This window comes from Streptomyces poonensis, from assembly GCF_014650915.1.
Classification (GTDB): domain Bacteria; phylum Actinomycetota; class Actinomycetes; order Streptomycetales; family Streptomycetaceae; genus Streptomyces; species Streptomyces poonensis.
On the sequence record NZ_BMVW01000006.1, the window covers coordinates 136,963 to 153,428 of the forward strand.

At 70.0% G+C, this 16,466-nt stretch carries 13 protein-coding genes; 8 read left to right on the forward strand and 5 right to left on the reverse strand.

The window, feature by feature from the left end; genetic code table 11:
* Window positions 1-9 precede the first annotated feature (9 nt).
* Window positions 10-192: a DUF397 domain-containing protein gene (locus IE242_RS17510; protein ID WP_189860195.1), complete on the forward strand. Its 183-nt coding sequence runs from the start codon at window positions 10-12 to the stop codon at window positions 190-192.
* A 20-nt stretch (window positions 193-212) separates the two neighbouring features.
* Window positions 213-404 carry a DUF397 domain-containing protein gene (locus tag IE242_RS17515; RefSeq protein WP_189860197.1) on the forward strand — a complete coding sequence of 64 codons (192 nt, stop codon included), beginning with the start codon at window positions 213-215 and terminating at the stop codon, window positions 402-404.
* Here the strand turns inward: IE242_RS17515 and IE242_RS17520 are convergent.
* From IE242_RS17520 to IE242_RS17540, 5 genes are all read right to left on the reverse strand, one after another.
* Window positions 398-1,792, reverse strand: a complete 1,395-nt coding sequence (locus IE242_RS17520; protein WP_189860199.1) for an FG-GAP-like repeat-containing protein — start codon at window positions 1,790-1,792, stop codon at window positions 398-400. The two genes, IE242_RS17515 and IE242_RS17520, sit on opposite strands and share 7 nt — an antisense overlap.
* 5 nt (window positions 1,793-1,797) lie before the next feature.
* Complete coding sequence (locus IE242_RS17525; RefSeq protein WP_189860201.1) at window positions 1,798-3,207, reverse strand: FG-GAP-like repeat-containing protein; 1,410 nt, start codon at window positions 3,205-3,207, stop codon at window positions 1,798-1,800.
* A gap of 30 nt (window positions 3,208-3,237) precedes the next feature.
* Window positions 3,238-4,668 carry an FG-GAP-like repeat-containing protein gene (locus tag IE242_RS17530; RefSeq protein ID WP_189860203.1) on the reverse strand — a complete coding sequence of 477 codons (1,431 nt, stop codon included), beginning with the start codon at window positions 4,666-4,668 and terminating at the stop codon, window positions 3,238-3,240.
* Window positions 4,669-4,819: 151 nt separating this feature from the next.
* Window positions 4,820-6,295: an FG-GAP and VCBS repeat-containing protein gene (locus IE242_RS17535; RefSeq protein ID WP_189860205.1), complete on the reverse strand. Its 1,476-nt coding sequence runs from the start codon at window positions 6,293-6,295 to the stop codon at window positions 4,820-4,822.
* Window positions 6,296-6,557: 262 nt separating this feature from the next.
* Window positions 6,558-8,852, reverse strand: coding sequence for a (Fe-S)-binding protein (locus IE242_RS17540; protein WP_189860207.1), 2,295 nt, complete (start codon window positions 8,850-8,852; stop codon window positions 6,558-6,560).
* 319 nt (window positions 8,853-9,171) lie between these two features.
* Here IE242_RS17540 and IE242_RS17545 point away from each other — a divergent pair, with 319 nt between their 5' ends.
* From IE242_RS17545 to IE242_RS17570, 6 genes are all read left to right on the forward strand, one after another.
* A complete protein-coding gene (locus IE242_RS17545) occupies window positions 9,172-10,341 on the forward strand; it encodes an MraY family glycosyltransferase (RefSeq protein WP_189860209.1) in 1,170 nt (389 codons plus the stop codon).
* A 241-nt stretch (window positions 10,342-10,582) separates the two neighbouring features.
* Window positions 10,583-12,445 carry a molecular chaperone DnaK gene (gene dnaK / locus IE242_RS17550; RefSeq protein ID WP_189860211.1) on the forward strand — a complete coding sequence of 621 codons (1,863 nt, stop codon included), beginning with the start codon at window positions 10,583-10,585 and terminating at the stop codon, window positions 12,443-12,445.
* On the forward strand, window positions 12,442-13,122 hold the full coding sequence (gene grpE, locus IE242_RS17555) for a nucleotide exchange factor GrpE (RefSeq protein WP_189860213.1): 681 nt from the start codon (window positions 12,442-12,444) through the stop codon (window positions 13,120-13,122). Before dnaK ends, grpE begins: the two co-directional genes overlap by 4 nt.
* A 36-nt stretch (window positions 13,123-13,158) precedes the next feature.
* A complete protein-coding gene (gene dnaJ, locus IE242_RS17560; RefSeq protein WP_189860215.1) occupies window positions 13,159-14,346 on the forward strand; it encodes a molecular chaperone DnaJ in 1,188 nt (395 codons plus the stop codon).
* Between the two features lie 4 nt (window positions 14,347-14,350).
* Window positions 14,351-14,803, forward strand: a complete 453-nt coding sequence (locus IE242_RS17565) for a heat shock protein transcriptional repressor HspR (protein WP_030573370.1) — start codon at window positions 14,351-14,353, stop codon at window positions 14,801-14,803.
* A gap of 331 nt (window positions 14,804-15,134) precedes the next feature.
* Entirely contained in the window at window positions 15,135-16,280 is a 1,146-nt protein-coding gene (locus IE242_RS17570) for a sugar ABC transporter substrate-binding protein (protein ID WP_373299528.1), read from the forward strand.
* Window positions 16,281-16,466: the final 186 nt, after the last annotated feature.

The window sequence follows — 16,466 nt, forward strand, 5'->3', positions numbered from 1 at the left end:
GACCGCGACATGGCACCCGACGCCTGGCAGAAGTCCTCGTTCTCCGGTGGGATCGACCACGACGACTGCGTCGAACTCGCCTCCCGGCAAGGCGCCTTCTATCTCCGTGAGAGCGACGAACCTGGCAGCGTCGTCCAGATAACGAGTACTGGGCTCGCAGCTCTCATACGTCACTTGCGCGGAGATCGCTGATGTGAGAGGAGAAGCCCGACATGGCCGTGGGCACCGTCTGGCAGAAGTCTTCGTTCTCCAGCGACGAGGACGCACCCAACTGCATCGAGGTCGCCGCCACCCCGGAAGCCCTGCGGCTGCGCGAGAACGACGAGCCCGGCACGATGCTGACCACCACCGCCACCGGGCTCGCCGCCCTCCTGCACCACATACGCGACAGTTACCGTTACTGAAGCGTCCCCCGCAGCACCACGTCCTCGTACTCCAGAGTCGTCGCACCCGTCTTGGTCACGCCCTTGGACGACCCCAGCAGCCGTACGCCGCTCGCGCTGCCACCGATGTACAGGTCGGCCTTGCCGTCCCTGTTCGTGTCGCGGAGGCGGACCGTGTAGCCGAGCTGGTCGTCCGCCTTCAGCGCGCCGGGGACTCCCGCCGTGTCGCGGTCGAACCACTGTGAGTTCTTGCCGGTCAGGCCGGAGGACCGCCCGTACAGGACGTGGACGCCGCCCGCGTACTCCTTGCCCTTGACCGACTCGCCGGGGACGCCGACCGCCAGGTCCTTGTAGCCGTCGCCGTTGACGTCGCCCGCCGAGACGCTGCCGCCGAACTCGTCGTACGCCTCCGGGCTGCCGGTCAGGCCGGTCGTCGACTGGGTGAAGCGGGCCGACGTGCCCGGGCCCGCCGACGCGCCGTACCAGACCGATACACGGCCCCTCAGCTTGGAGTGGATCGGCGTGCCGATGGCGATGTCGCCGTAGCCGTCCTTGTCGAAGTCGGCGATGACGCCGTCGCCGCCGCGCTCCGTGGTGCCGCCGTTGCCGGTCTGGGACTCCAGGCGGAGCGACTTGCCGGGGTACAGCTTGGCGCTGCCGCCCTTGACGAACCAGGCGTCGGAGGCGATGTACTTGTCGGTGACCACGTCGCCGATGACGACGAGGTCCGTCTTGCCGTCCTTGGTGACCTTTCCGGCGATCAGGGCCGTGGCGTCGAACGCCGTCTTGTCGAGGGTCGTCACCGAGCCGCGTACGCCCGACTTGCCGATCGAGCCCCGGTAGACGTACGCCTTGCCCGCGTTGACGAGCGCCAGATCCTTCTTGCCGTCGCCGTTGAAGTCGCCCGTGGCCAGGTCGGAGCCCATGTGGTACGAGTTCTTGCCCGCCTTGTTCGGTACGGCCGTGCCGCCGGAGAGGCCCTTGGGGCTGCCCCACAGGACGGTGACCGCGCCCGCGTTGCTGCTGCCGGCGACGTCCTCGTTGAGGGCGGTCACCGCGAGATCGCCGTAGCCGTCCGCGTTGAAGTCCGCGGCGGCGAGTGCGTCGCCGAACATGTCGCCCGCCTCGTCCGAGCCGGGGACGCCGGGGCTCGACTGGTCGACGAACTGCGTCTTCGTCCCCGGGCCGCTCTTCGTGCCGAAGGTGACCTGGACGCCGCCGCCCTTGCTCTCGTAGTCCGGGCCGTACGAGGCGACCGCGTAGTCGCGGTACCCGTCGCCGTTGAAGTCGTCGGCGTACTTGGCGGCCGCGGCGGTCGCCGGGGCGGCCGTGGCCAGGCCGAGCAGGCCGGCGGTGAGGGCCACCGCCGTCGCGGTGGCCAGGGTGGTGCGGGATCGGAGTCGTCTCATGGGTGTCAGTCCGCCAGTTCCGCATACAGGTTGGACAGGGATGTCAGGCCGAGGGTCTTGAGCGTGAGCATCTGGGAGCCCTTGCCCGTCGGGCCCGAGGAGGTGCCGGGGAGGAGGTGCAGGCGTCCCGGGATCGACTCGGGTGCGGCGGCGACGAGTTCCGCGCGGCCGTCTCGGTTGAAGTCGCGCAGCAGGACCGAGTCGCCGAACCAGGCGTCGTTGTCCTCGTTCGGTACGCCTGCGACGCCCGCGGTGGCGTAGTCGTAGTTGCGGGCGTTCTTGCCGGTCAGGCCGGAGGACGAGCCCCGGAGGACCGTGACGCCGCCCACGGCGGCCCAGTTGTCGCCGAGTACCTCACCCGGCACTCCCACGGCGAGGTCCGGGTAGCCGTCGCCGTTGGTGTCGGCGGACGAGACGTCACTGCCGAAGTCGTCCCAGGACTCCGGGGTGCCGGGAACACCCGACGTGGACTGGGTGATGGTCTTCGCCGAGGTGCTGGGGCCCGTGGAGGTACCGCGCAGGACGTACACGCCGCCGCCCTTGCCCGAGCGGCGGCCGCCGATCGCGAGGTCGCCGTAGCCGTTCTTGTCGAAGTCGGCGATCGTGGCGCTTCCCTCCAGGAGGGAGGCCGAGGAGGGCAGGTTCACCTTCTTGGTCTTCTTCGGTCCTCCCTTGCCGCCCTTGTAGAACCAGACGCGGTCGTCGTCCGTGTCCCAGTCCCGGCCGAGGACCGCGAAGTCGGCGGTGCCGTCCTTGGTGACCTTGCCGGAGACCACGAGCTCCGGGTCGATGTTCTCGCCGTCGATCGGGTCGAAGTCGGTCGCCTTGCCCCGGGAGCCGGACTTGGTGAACGGTCCGCGCAGGTACCAGATGTTCTGGTCGTCGACCGCCACCACGTCCTGCCTGCCGTCCGCGTCGAAGTCGCCCACGGCGATGTCCTTGGCGAAGCCGCGGTCCTTGTGCTTCGGGTTCCTGTACGCGCTGCCGCTGGTCAGGCCGGACTTCGAGCCCCACAGGACGGTGAACACACCGTTGTAGGCGCCGTCCTCCTCGCCGGGCGCGGTGGCGATGACGTCGGCGTAACCGTCCTTGTTCAGGTCGACGGTCGTGATGTCCCTGCCGAAGAAGTCGGACGTCTCCGCCGCGCCCGGGATGCCCGCGCTGTTCTGCGAGACGACGGTGCGCCGGGCGGGGTCCAGGCCCTTGGACGAACCCCAGATGACGATGACGGCGCCCGCCTGCTTCTTGCCGCCGACGGTGGCGCCCTCGTCGCCGATCGCGAGGTCGCGGTACCCGTCACCGTTGAAGTCGTCCGCGTACTTGGCGGCCGCGGCGGAGGCCGGGGAGGTGAGGGTCAGGGGGGTGACCCCCGCCGCGAGCAGCGCGGCGAGGGCCGTGGTGGTGCGCAGACGCATGGGCATCTCCGGGGAGGGGGACGGTGCGGGTCAGCCCGCGAGGACGTTGCCGAAGTAGGCGAGTCCGGCGGGGCGGCCCACCGTCTTGCCGTTGACGGACTTGGAGCCCGTGCCGGTGATGCCGCTGGACGTGGTCTTGAACAGCCAGGCCGCGCCCTCGCCGTCGTTCTCGCCCATCGCGCCGACGATCAGCTCCGCGCGTCCGTCCTTGGTGATGTCGGTGAGCTTGACGGCGTCGCCGAAGTGGTCGGACGACTCGGCGGTGCCGGGGACGCCCGAGGTGTTCTGGTGGTACGCCTTCGCGTTCTTGCCGGTCAGGCCCGACTTCGAGCCGCGCAGGACGATCACCGCGCCCGCCCGCTGGGCCGCGCCGATGCTCTCGCCCTGCACGCCGACCGCGATGTCCGCGTACCCGTCCTTGTTGACGTCGCCCGCCGACAGGCTCCAGCCGAACGCGTCGTTCCGCTCGGCGGCGTCGGGCACGCCCGAGGTGTCCTGGGTGATACGGACCGGGGTGCGGGAGCTGAGGCCGTTGGCGGCGCCGTACGTCACCGTGATGGCGCCGCCGGGGCCGCCGTTCGGGTTCTCGGCGGACTTCTCCATGAAGTTGCCGGTGACGATGTCTCCGTAGCCGTCCTTGTTCACGTCGGCGATCACCGCCTCGTAGCCGCCCGCGACCTTGCTGCCCGCCTTCAGGCCGGTCGCGGAGCCCTTGTAGAGGACGCTGCGGGTGCGGTAGCCGTCGGTGATCTCCTCCTGGCCCATGACCAGGAGGTCCGTCCTGCCGTCGCCGGTGACGTCGCCCGCGACGAGCTTGTCGGTGTTGATACCGGTCTGGTCGTACGTGTCGATGCCGGTCAGGGACTGCGCCTTGCCCTTGCGGGAGATCGGCCCGTTGAAGATGTTCAGCTCGGGGAAGGCGATGTTCGCCGCCGCCAGGTCCGTGTCGCCGTCCCCGTCGAAGTCGCCGGTCGCCACCGACCAGCCCAGCTCGTTGCGGTACCTCGGGAGGGGCGAGGTGATGTCGGTGGCCGTCTTGAGGCCGGACGCGCCGCCCCAGACCACGGTCAGCGCGCCCGACTCGTCCCTCGAGCCGAGCCGCTCGCCGTGCACGCCCACGATCAGGTCCGTGTAGCCGTCGGCGTCGAGGTCGCCCGTGGTGAGGCGGTCGCCGAAGTAGTCGGACGTCTCCGGGGTGCCGGGGATGCCGGTGACGGCCTGGCTGATCACCTGGCGCTTGGTGGTGCTGAGGCCGCTCTTCGTGCCGTACAGGACGGCGACGTATCCGGCGCGGGACTTGCCGGAGATCTTGCCGAGGGGGGCGGCGATCGCGAGGTCGCGGTAACCGTCGCCGTTGAAGTCGCCGGACAGGCCCGACGGGGCGGCCTGGGCGGTCGCGGGGAGGGCGGTGAGCAGGCCGGTGGTGAGGGCGGTGGCGAGGAGGAGGGTGCGCTTGCGCAAGAGGGGCTCCGGGGCTTCGGGGTGGGCGGTGCGGGGCCCGCACCGTCGGCGGGTGCGGGCCCCTGCGGTTGGAGGGGGCGGGCCCTGCCGGCAAGGGGGTGCGGGCCCTGCGGGTGAAGGGGTGCGGGCCCTACGGGTGAAGAGGGGCGCGTCAGTTGGCCGCGTTGCCGCCGAACTCCGGCGTCGCGTCCGTGGACACGCCGACCGAGGCCGGGGAGAGGGCACGGGAACCCGTCGTGGTGATCTTCTTGCCGTTGGACGGCAGGTAGTACACCGCGCCGTCGTGGCTGTTCTCGCCGTACGCGCCGACCGTCAGGTCGGCCTTGCCGTCGCCGGTGACGTCGGAGAGCTTCACCTCGCCGCCGAAGTAGTCGTTCTTCTCGTCCGTGCCGGGGACGCCGGCCGTGGACTGGGCGAAGAACTGGTAACCCGAGGCGGTGTTGACCCCGGAGGCCGAGCCGTACAGGACGGTCACCCCGCCCGCGTTGGCCACGCCGTCCAGGTCCTCGCCGGGCGCGCCGACCACCAGGTCCGTCTTCCCGTCGCCGTTGACGTCGCCGAGGGACAGCTCGCTGCCGAACCAGTCGCCGCGCTCGGAGGAACCGGGCACGTTGCCGGAGTTCTGGGTCACGGCCTTGACGGTGGCCGGGCCGCTCGCGGAACCGTAGATGATGTTGACCTTGCCGCCGGTGGACGAGCCGGGCACGGTGTCGCTGCTGTCCTTGCCCGGGTCCCAGCTCTGCCCGGTGACGATGTCCCCGTAGCCGTCGCCGTTGACGTCGCCGATGCCGGTGATGACACCGCGCCTCAGCTCCTTCGCGCTCGACGCCTTCAGGCCGGAGGCCGAGCCGGGCACGTAGTAGTTGGTGTTCCAGCCCATGTCGCTGTCGGTCTCGTAGCCGTCGACGACCAGGTCGGTCCGCTTGTCGCCGTTGATGTCGCCGGCGGTGAGGTTGAGCGTGCCGGCGACGCCGCCGGACTGGAGGGGCACCGTGAAGGAGTACTGGCCGCCGGACGTGCCCGACTTGGTGATGCCGCCCTTGAAGACGTACACGCGGTTGGACGTGGTGCCGACCGCGAGGTCCTCCGTGCCGTCGCCGTCGAAGTCACCCGCGGCGAGGGACCGGCCCCAGCGGTCGTGCGAGGAGGGCGCCGCGTCCTTGATCGTGGTGCCGCCGGACAGGCCCTTCGCCGAGCCCCACAGGATCGCGACGGTGCCGCCGTCCTTGTCGCTGCCCAGGTCCTCGTACGTGGCCGCCACGGCGAGGTCGTCGTACCCGTCGCCGTTGAAGTCGCCGTACGCGCTCATCCAGCCGAAGCCGTCGCCGGTCTCCGCGCCGCCGCCGGGCACCCCGGAGGTGTTCTGGCTGATGACGGCGCGCTTGGCGGACGTGACACCGCTCGCCGAGCCGTACAGGACGACGATCTGGCCGGCGCTCTTCTTGCCGCCGACGGTGGCGGCGCCGGCCGAGTACGCGACGTCGCCGTAGCCGTCGTTGTTGAAGTCCGCCACGGGGTGGTGGACGGAGTCGGCCGCCGTCGCCGTCGTGGCCGAGAAGGTGAGCAGACCGCCCGCCAGCGCGGCGGCGGTGGCCGTCGCAAGGGCGAGGCGCGAGTGCTTGTGCATGCGGGATTCTCCTGCGGCATGCGGAACGCCACACCGGCGTCCCCCGTCGAATGGTGTGCCGTCTGCCCCGGTTCGCCCGGTGAACGTCCGGGTTTCACTGCGCAGTTGGCTAACAGGAGACACACAGAGGCGCGCGAGGGTTGTACGGGATCGTGAAGCATTTCTGTGCGCTGTGCGGATGTTGTGATGCGCGGGGTACGGAAAAGGCCACCTCCCCGTCTCAGCGGGGAGGTGGCCTTTTCCGTACTCGCGCGGTGCCCGGTTACTTCACCGGCTCCGGCTCGGGCGCGTCCTCCGTCTCGGCCGCGCCCGCGGGGGGCTCGTCGTCCGTGACCGGGGTCTTGACCGAGTCCAGCAGCAGCTGGGCGACGTCGACGACCTGGATGGACTCCTTGGCCTTGCCGTCGTTCTTCTTGCCGTTGACGGAGTCCGTGAGCATGACCAGGCAGAACGGGCAGGCGGTCGAGACGATGTCCGGGTTCAGGCTCAGCGCCTCATCAACACGCTCGTTGTTGATGCGCTTGCCGATCCGCTCCTCCATCCACATCCGCGCGCCGCCGGCGCCGCAGCAGAAGCCCCGCTCCTTGTGGCGGTGCATCTCCTCGTTGCGCAGGCCCGGGACCCTGCCGATGATCTCGCGCGGCGGCGTGTAGATCTTGTTGTGGCGGCCCAGGTAGCACGGGTCGTGGTAGGTGATGAGGCCCTCGACCGGGGTCACCGGGATCAGCTTGCCCTCGTCGATGAGGTGCTGCAGCAGCTGGGTGTGGTGGATGACCTCGTAGTCGCCGCCGAGCTGCGGGTACTCGTTGCCGAGCGTGTTGAGGCAGTGCGGGCAGGTGGCGACGATCTTCTTCGCCGACTTCGGCTTGCGGGACTCCTCCGTCACCTTGCCGTCGTCGTCCATCTCCTCGCCGAAAGCGGCGTTGAGGGACATGACGTTCTCCATGCCGAGCTCCTGGAACAGGGGCTCGTTGCCGAGGCGGCGGGCGGAGTCACCGGTGCACTTCTCGTCGCCGCCCATGATCGCGAACTTCACGCCCGCCATGTGGAGCAGCTCGGCGAAGGCCTTCGTGGTCTTCTTGGCGCGGTCCTCCAGGGCGCCCGCGCAGCCGACCCAGTACAGGTACTCGACCTCGGTGAGGTCCTCGATGTCCTTGCCGACGACCGGCACCTCGAAGTCGACTTCCTTCGTCCACTCCAGGCGCTGCTTCTTGGCCAGGCCCCAGGGGTTGCCCTTCTTCTCCAGGTTCTTGAGCATCGTGCCCGCCTCGGACGGGAACGCGGACTCGATCATGACCTGGTAGCGGCGCATGTCGACGATGTGGTCGACGTGCTCGATGTCCACCGGGCACTGCTCGACACAGGCGCCGCAGGTGGTGCAGGACCACAGGACGTCCGGGTCGATGACGCCGTTCTCCTCCAGCGTGCCGATCAGCGGGCGCTCGGCCTCGGCGAGGGCGGCGGCGGGAACGTCCTTGAGCTGCTCCTCGCTCGCCTTCTCCTCGCCCTCCATCGTCTTGCCGCCACCGGCCAGCAGATACGGGGCCTTGGCGTGCGCGTGGTCGCGCAGCGACATGATCAGCAGCTTGGGGGAGAGCGGCTTGCCCGTGTTCCAGGCCGGGCACTGCGACTGGCAGCGGCCGCACTCGGTGCAGGTGGAGAAGTCGAGGAGACCCTTCCAGCTGAACTGCTCGACCTGCGAGACGCCGAAGACGTCGTCGTCGCCCGGGTCGGTGAAGTCGATCGGCTTGCCGCCCGACGTCATCGGCTGGAGGCCGCCGAGGGCCGTCTCGCCGGTGGCGTTGCGCTTGAACCAGATGTTCGGGAAGGCGAGGAAGCGGTGCCAGGCCACACCCATGTTGGTGTTCAGGCTGACCGTGATCATCCAGATCATGGTCGTGCCCAGCTTGATCATCGCGAAGAGGTAGACCAGGTTCTGCAGCGCGGTGAGGCTCAGCCCCTTGAAGGCCAGGACCAGCGGGTACGACGCGAAGTACGCCGCCTCGTAGCCGTCCACGTGGTGCAGGGCGCCCTCGAGGCCGCGCAGCACGTAGATGGCGAGGCCGATGGTGAGGATGACGTACTCGACGAAGTACGCCTGGCCCATCTTCGAGCCCGTGAACCGCGACTTGCGGCCCGGCCGCGAGGGCAGGCTCAGCAGGCGGATCACCATCAGCACCAGGATGCCGAGGGTGGTCATCGCGCTGATGAACTCGATGTACAGCTCGTACGGCAGGAAGCCGCCGAGGATCGGCAGCGTCCAGTCCGCCTTGAAGAGCTGGCCGTAGGCGGTGATGATCGTCGGCGGCAGCGTCAGGAAGCCGATGGCCACGAACCAGTGGGCGATGCCCACGATGCCCCAGCGGTTCATCCGGGTGTGACCGAGGAACTCCCTCACCAGCGTCACGCTGCGCTGGTAGGGGTTGTCGGTCCGGGTGCCGGCGGGTACGGGCTGCCCCAGCCGGAAGTACCGGACGAACTGGCCGACGGCGCGTGCGATCAGCGCTACGCCGACCGCGGTCAGGACCAGCGACACGATGATCGCGGCGAGTTGCATTCGGGGGCTCCTCGGGCCTGCGAGGGTTTCTGCGGGGCTTGCGGGGCTCTTCGCCTACCCCGACGGTTGATTACTAAGCGGTAACTTATGTAGTCCTCTGAGACTACCCACATCTGGCGCCGCACTGTAGTCAGGCGTGCAGTGATCTGAGTCGCTGAGGGTGGCCTGAGTGTCCGCTGTCACGGCTTCGGGACGCGGTATGGACGCGCAGGTCACCGCCCCATTCTCCGCTCTCCGTCCGCCCTTCCGGAAACTGCTCTCTCGCGAACAGATCGTGTTATTCACCGAATATTGGTGCAAACGGTCATAACCTCGGTACGTGCTGTACGGGATCCTCACCGCCGCCTCCGCCCTCCTCCTCGCCTCCGCCCTCGCGGCGGCCACCCGTGTGCCCGCGCTGCGCCTCGGCCTGGCCGAGCGGCGGCGGGCCCGCGGCGTACCGCTGAGCGGGGGCGTCGCCCTCGTCGCCGCGACCGGTGCCGTGGCCGGGGCCGGAGCGTGGGCCGGGGGCGCACCACTCGGTGCCGGTGACGGCGGGCGGCTGCTCCTGGCGGCGCTCGGACTGGCGGTGCTCGGGCTCGCCGCCGACCTGCGCGGGCCGCGGGGGCTGCCCTTCCGGATCCGGGTGGCCGGGATCGCCGTCGCCGCCGCGGTCGTCGTGCCGTACGACGAGATCGGGCTCCTCCTCGCGCTGCCCAGCATCGGGTGGATCGTCCTCGTCGTGCACGCCTTCAAGGGGCTCGGACGCTGCGACGGCGCCCTCGGGGCCGTCGGGATCGTCACCGCCTTCACGGCCGCCGCGTGTGCCGCCGCCGAGGTCATGGACGGGCTGGCCGCGCTGCTGAGTGTGCTGGCCGCCGCGCTCACCGGGGTGCTCATGCACAACTGGCCTCCCGCGCGCGTGCTGATCGGGGAGTGCGGTGCGCTGTTCGCCGGGTTCCTGATCGCGGGCGGGGTGGTGCTGGTGCAGGGCGCGCACGGCGGGGCCGGGCCCGGGGTCCCGTTCGCGCTGACGGCCATGGTCAGCGCCGATGCCGTGCTCGTCCTGGTGGCGCGGCACCGGGCCGGGCGGCCGCTGTGGCGCAGCGCGCCGGACCATCTCGCGCACCGGCTGCGCCGGCTCGGTCTCACCGCACAGGGTGCCGTGGTCGTTCTGGGTGCCACCACCCTCGCCTCGGCCTTCGTCGGCCTCGCCGTCCACATGCTGTGGATGGGCCCCGCCGCCGCGCTGTGGGTGGCCGCGGTGGCGGCGGTGACCGTTCTCGGCCTGCTGCGCGTGCCTGTTTACGGAGATGGGGGTACCCGGAGGGCCGGAACCGGGGGTACCCGGAGGGCCGGGGCCGACAGTGTCCGGAAGGTGGCCCTGCCGGAGAGCCGCCGGCCCAGGCATCCCCGGCGCCCCGCGCGTCCGCGGCACCCGCACCGGCTGTGCCCGCTGCCGTCTCCCACAAGCGTCCCTGAGTCGGGGCGCCGGCAGTCCACCGCCTGATCCGGGACCGCCGGACCGTACCGAGCGCGCCCGCACGTCGTTGTCACCCCGTGTGCGGGCCGTGGCCTGCGGGGCCCGCTCTCGGCTCGCCACGGGAACTCCCTGGTCAGAAGGGCGAGGGAGCACCTTGCGTGTAAGTACGGAATAAGAGTTGAGTCCCCTGGGCTCAGGTCTGTTGACCCAGCGGCGGCTGTGATGCACACTTGAGCCCGTTCCACTCAAGTCAGCTGGAGGAATCGAAATGGCACGTGCGGTCGGCATCGACCTGGGCACGACTAACTCCGTCGTCAGCGTTCTGGAGGGCGGCGAGCCCACCGTCATCACCAACGCCGAGGGCGCCAGGACCACGCCGTCCGTCGTCGCCTTCGCGAAGAACGGTGAGGTGCTGGTCGGCGAGGTCGCCAAGCGCCAGGCGGTCACGAACGTCGACAGGACGGTCCGCTCGGTCAAGCGCCACATGGGCACTGACTGGAAGATCAACCTGGACGGCAAGGACTTCAACCCGCAGCAGATGAGCGCCTTCATCCTGCAGAAGCTGAAGCGGGACGCCGAGGCCTACCTGGGCGAGAAGGTCACCGACGCCGTCATCACCGTTCCGGCGTACTTCAACGACTCGGAGCGCCAGGCGACGAAGGAGGCCGGCGAGATCGCCGGTCTGAACGTCCTGCGCATCGTCAACGAGCCGACGGCCGCCGCCCTGGCCTACGGCCTCGACAAGGACGACCAGACGATCCTCGTCTTCGACCTCGGTGGCGGCACCTTCGACGTGTCCCTCCTGGAGATCGGCGACGGCGTCGTCGAGGTGAAGGCCACCAACGGTGACAACCACCTCGGTGGTGACGACTGGGACCAGCGCGTCGTCGACTACCTGGTCAAGCAGTTCCAGTCCGGTCACGGCGTGGACCTGTCCAAGGACAAGATGGCCCTCCAGCGCCTCCGCGAGGCCGCCGAGAAGGCCAAGATCGAGCTGTCCTCGTCCACCGAGACCTCGATCAACCTGCCCTACATCACGGCCTCCGCCGAGGGCCCGCTGCACCTGGACGAGAAGCTCACGCGCGCCCAGTTCCAGCAGCTGACCGCGGACCTGCTGGAGCGCTGCAAGACGCCGTTCCACAACGTCATCAAGGACGCCGGCATCTCGATCAACGAGATCGACCACGTCGTCCTCGTCGGCGGCTCCACCCGTATGCCCGCCGTCGCCGAGCTCGTCAAGGAGCTGACCGGCGGCAAGGAGGCCAACAAGGGCGTGAACCCGGACGAGGTCGTCGCCATCGGCGCCTCGCTCCAGGCCGGTGTCCTCAAGGGTGAGGTCAAGGACGTCCTGCTCCTCGACGTGACCCCGCTGTCCCTCGGTATCGAGACCAAGGGCGGCATCATGACCAAGCTCATCGAGCGCAACACGACCATCCCGACCAAGCGGTCGGAGATCTTCACGACGGCCGAGGACAACCAGCCGTCCGTGCAGATCCAGGTCTACCAGGGCGAGCGCGAGATCGCGGCGTACAACAAGAAGCTCGGCATGTTCGAGCTGACCGGTCTGCCGCCGGCCCCGCGCGGCGTCCCGCAGATCGAGGTCTCCTTCGACATCGACGCCAACGGCATCATGCACGTGACCGCGAAGGACCTGGGCACGGGCAAGGAGCAGAAGATGACCGTCACCGGCGGCTCCTCGCTGCCGAAGGACGAGGTCGACCGGATGCGCCAGGAGGCCGAGCAGTACGCGGAGGAGGACCACCGCCGCCGCGAGGCCGCCGAGACCCGCAACCAGGGCGAGCAGCTCGTCTACCAGACCGAGAAGTTCCTCAAGGACAACGAGGACAAGGTCCCGGGTGACGTCAAGACCGAGGTCGAGACCGCTGTCGCCGAGCTGAAGGAGAAGCTCAAGGGCGAGGACTCCGCCGAGATCCGCACCGCCACCGAGAAGGTCGCCGCCGTCTCGCAGAAGCTGGGCCAGGCGCTGTACGCCGACGCCCAGGGCGCGCAGGCCGCGGGTGGCGCGGGTGCCGACGCGGGCGCCGGTGCCGGTGCCGGCAAGGCCGACGACGACGTGGTCGACGCCGAGATCGTCGACGAGGACCGCGACCGCAAGGACGGTGCCGCGTGACCGAGGAGACCCCGGGCTTCGACGAGCAGCAGCCGAAGCAGCCCGACGTCCCCTCCGGCGCGACCCCCGACGACGCCGAGCCGAAGGCCGCCCCCCAGGAGGGGGCGGCCCCGGCCGGGGACGCAAGCGACGTGGCCCTCGTGGCCCAGCTGGACCAGGCCCGTACCGCGCTCGGTGAGCGCACCGCGGACCTCCAGCGGCTCCAGGCGGAGTACCAGAACTACCGCCGCCGGGTCGAGCGCGACCGGGTCGCGGTCAAGGAGATCGCCATCGCGAACCTCCTGACCGAGCTCCTGCCCGTGCTCGACGACATCGGCCGCGCGCGGGAGCACGGCGAGCTGGTCGGCGGCTTCAAGTCCGTCGCCGAGTCGCTGGAGACCGTCGCGGCCAAGATGGGGCTCCAGCAGTTCGGCAAGGAGGGCGAGCCCTTCGACCCGACGATCCACGAGGCTCTGATGCACTCCTACGCGCCGGACGTCACGGAGACGACGTGCGTGGCGATTCTGCAGCCGGGGTATCGGATCGGCGAGCGCACCATCCGCCCCGCGCGGGTGGCGGTCGCCGAGCCGCAGCCGGGCGCGCAGACGGTCAAGGCCGAGGGATCCGACGAGAACGGGGCCGGCGGAGCCGACGCGGCGGGCGACGACAAGGAGAACGGTGGCCCGGACGAGGGCTGACGTAGCTCGGACGACGAGGGAGGAGGGACGTCGAGGGTGAGTACCAAGGACTTCATCGAGAAGGACTACTACAAGGTCCTCGGCGTCCCCAAGGACGCCACCGAGGCCGAGATCAAGAAGGCGTACCGGAAGCTCGCCCGCGAGTTCCACCCGGACGCCAACAAGGGCAACGCCAAGGCCGAGGAGCGCTTCAAGGAGATCTCCGAGGCGAACGACGTGCTCGGCGACCCCAAGAAGCGCAAGGAGTACGACGAGGCGCGCGCCCTCTTCGGCAACGGCGGCTTCCGTCCGGGCCCCGGCGCCGGTGGCGGATCGTTCAACTTCGACCTGGGCGACCTCTTCGGAGGCGGCGCCCAGGGCGGCGGGGGATCGGGGGCCGGCGGCTTCGGCGGCGGGCTCGGTGACGTCTTCGGCGGCCTGTTCAACCGTGGCGGCGCGGGCACCGGTGCCCGTACCCAGCCCCGGCGCGGCCAGGACGTCGAGTCCGAGGTCACGCTGAGCTTCACGGAGGCCGTGGACGGCGCGACCGTACCGCTGCGCATGTCCAGCCAGCAGCCGTGCAAGGCCTGCTCCGGCACCGGCGACAAGAACGGCACACCGCGCGTGTGCCCGACCTGCGTCGGCACCGGCCAGGTGGCGCGCGGCTCCGGCGGCGGCTTCTCGCTCACCGACCCCTGCCCGGACTGCAAGGGCCGCGGCCTCATCGCCGAGGACCCCTGCGAGGTCTGCAAGGGCTCGGGGCGCGCCAAGTCGTCGCGGACCATGCAGGTGCGCATTCCCGCGGGCGTCTCGGACGGCCAGCGGATCCGGCTGCGCGGCAAGGGCGCGCCCGGTGAGCGGGGCGGTCCGGCGGGCGACCTGTACGTGGTCGTGCACGTCGACGCGCACCCGGTCTTCGGGCGCAAGGGCGACAACCTGACGGTGACCGTGCCGGTGACGTTCGACGAGGCGGCACTGGGCGGCGAGGTCCGCGTGCCCACGCTGGGCGGGCCGCCGGTCACGCTGAAGCTGCCGCCGGGCACCCCGAACGGGCGTACGATGCGGGCCCGCGGCAAGGGCGCGGTCCGCAAGGACGGCACCCGCGGGGACCTGCTGGTCACCGTGGAGGTGACGGTGCCCAAGGACGTGTCGGGCAAGGCTCGCGACGCCCTGGAGGCGTACCGCGAGGCGACCGCGGGCGAGGACCCGCGGGCGGAGCTGTTCCAGGCCGCGAAGGGAGCATGACCAGATGGACGGCCGTCGACGTAACCCGTATGAACTGACCGAGGAGACCCCGGTCTACGTCATCTCGGTGGCGGCCCAGCTCTCCGGTCTGCACCCGCAGACGCTGCGTCAGTACGACCGCCTGGGCCTCGTCTCCCCCGACCGCACCGCGGGCCGGGGCCGGCGCTACTCGGCCCGTGACATCGAGCTGCTCCGCCAGGTGCAGCAGCTGTCGCAGGACGAGGGCATCAACCTCGCCGGGATCAAGCGCATCATCGAACTGGAGAACCAGGTCGCCGCGCTGCAGTCCCGGGTGGCGGAGCTGGAGGGGGCGCTGGACGGCGCGGCGGCGGCCATGCGGCAGCGCGAGGCCGCGGTCCACGCCTCGTACCGCCGCGACCTCGTGCCGTACCAGGAGGTCCAGCAGACGAGCGCCCTGGTGGTGTGGCGCCCCAAGGGCCGGCAGTCCTCGGACTGACACCGCTCCCGCTCCACACGTTCGTGAGGGCCCGGAGGCCGTTGTGGCCTCCGGGTCCTTTCGTATGCGGACAAAAATCGTCTACCGGGAGATAACAGCCGCGACCAGGGCCGGAGTTGGGCCCAAGACGGGCCCGATGGCGCGTAATGGCTCACAAAGTGGAAGACGTGAGTCCTCCCCATGGCCCCAAAGCTCTACTCTCTTCACATCGAGAACACAGAACACCGTTGTCATCTCGTTAAGCGGTCACTTCTTGACCATGAGGTGATCACGGCGTTGGCTTTCAGCCACTGGGTCGCATAGTCGCGTCCACGCCCGGAAGGCACCTGATGTGAACATCCGTAACACCCGCACCCGTATACGTCGTCCCGTCCTGCGCCGGACGGCCGTCGCCCTGGCCGCGTCCGCCGCGGCTCTCTCCCTCGCCTCCTGCGGCGTCATGGACGGCGCGGGCGACGAGAGCAAGGCGAGCCCCACGAAGGGCGACGACATCACGGTGGGCCTCCTCCTGCCGGAGAAGGCGAACGCCCGTTACGAGAAGTTCGACTACCCCATCATCAAGGAGAAGGTCGCCGAGCTGACCAACGGCAAGGGGAACGTCGAGTACGCCAACGCGGAGGCGGACGCCGACAAACAGCTCCGCCAGCTCGAGCAGATGGTGACCGACCAGGTCGACGTGCTGCTCGTGGACGCCGTCGACGCCAAGTCGATCGCGAGCGGCGTGGAGAAGGCGAAGGAGGCGGGCATCCCCGTCATCGCCTACGACCGGCTGGCCCAGGGCCCGATCGAGGCGTACGTCTCCTTCGACAACGAACTCGTCGGCCAGGTGCAGGGCCGGGCGCTCACCGACAAGCTGGGCGACTCCGCCGCCAGCAAGATCATCATGATGAACGGGGCGACCACCGACCCGAACGCCGCGCAGTTCAAGGCGGGTGCCCTGGGCGAGCTCCAGGACAACGTGACGATCGCCAAGACGTACGACGTCAAGGACTGGGACCCGGCGAACGCCAGGGTCCACATGGGAGAGGCGATCACGGCCGTCGGGGTGGACAACATCGCCGGGGTCTACGCGGCCAACGACGGCATCGCGGGCGCCGTCATCGACGCCCTGAAGACCGCCGGGGTGACCGAGATGCCGCCCGTCACCGGGCAGGACGCCGAGCTGGCCGCGGTGCAGCGGATCGTCGCCGGCGACCAGTACATGAGCGTCTACAAGTCCTACCCGCAGGAGGCGAGCACCGCCGCCGAGATGGCCGTCGCCAGGGTCCAGGGCCGCTCCATCGAGTTCGAGGCCCTCACCCGTGACAAGGTCGACTCCCCGACGCACGAGAAGATCCCGGCGCGACTGGTGCCCGTGGTGGCGCTGACCACGGAGAACATCGAGGACACGGTCATCGCGGACGAGATCTACACGGTCAAGGAGATCTGCACGGCCAAGTACAAGGCGGCGTGCGCGGAGATCGGGCTGTCGGAGTAGACCCGGTCACCCGGCCGCTCTTTCCCCGTCTTTTCCCCCGTCTCTTTTCTCCGTCTCTGCCCCGCACCGCCGCCCTGGTCCGTTCGCCGCCCCGGTCCGTTCGTGACCGGGGCGGCGTCGTCGTACCGCCTCGCCCTCCCGCGTCCACGTCGCCAACGCGTATGCGTCATTTCCGTTCTTCGGGCG

Coding starts and splice junctions, on each gene's coding strand:
- IE242_RS17510 (WP_189860195.1), top strand. CDS start 10: ATGGCACCCGACGCCTGGCAGAAGTCCTCGTTCTCCGGTGGGATCGAC.
- IE242_RS17515 (WP_189860197.1), top strand. CDS start 213: ATGGCCGTGGGCACCGTCTGGCAGAAGTCTTCGTTCTCCAGCGACGAG.
- IE242_RS17520 (WP_189860199.1), bottom strand. CDS start 1,792: ATGAGACGACTCCGATCCCGCACCACCCTGGCCACCGCGACGGCGGTG.
- IE242_RS17525 (WP_189860201.1), bottom strand. CDS start 3,207: ATGCGTCTGCGCACCACCACGGCCCTCGCCGCGCTGCTCGCGGCGGGG.
- IE242_RS17535 (WP_189860205.1), bottom strand. CDS start 6,295: ATGCACAAGCACTCGCGCCTCGCCCTTGCGACGGCCACCGCCGCCGCG.
- IE242_RS17540 (WP_189860207.1), bottom strand. CDS start 8,852: ATGCAACTCGCCGCGATCATCGTGTCGCTGGTCCTGACCGCGGTCGGC.
- dnaK (WP_189860211.1), top strand. CDS start 10,583: ATGGCACGTGCGGTCGGCATCGACCTGGGCACGACTAACTCCGTCGTC.
- IE242_RS17565 (WP_030573370.1), top strand. CDS start 14,351: ATGGACGGCCGTCGACGTAACCCGTATGAACTGACCGAGGAGACCCCG.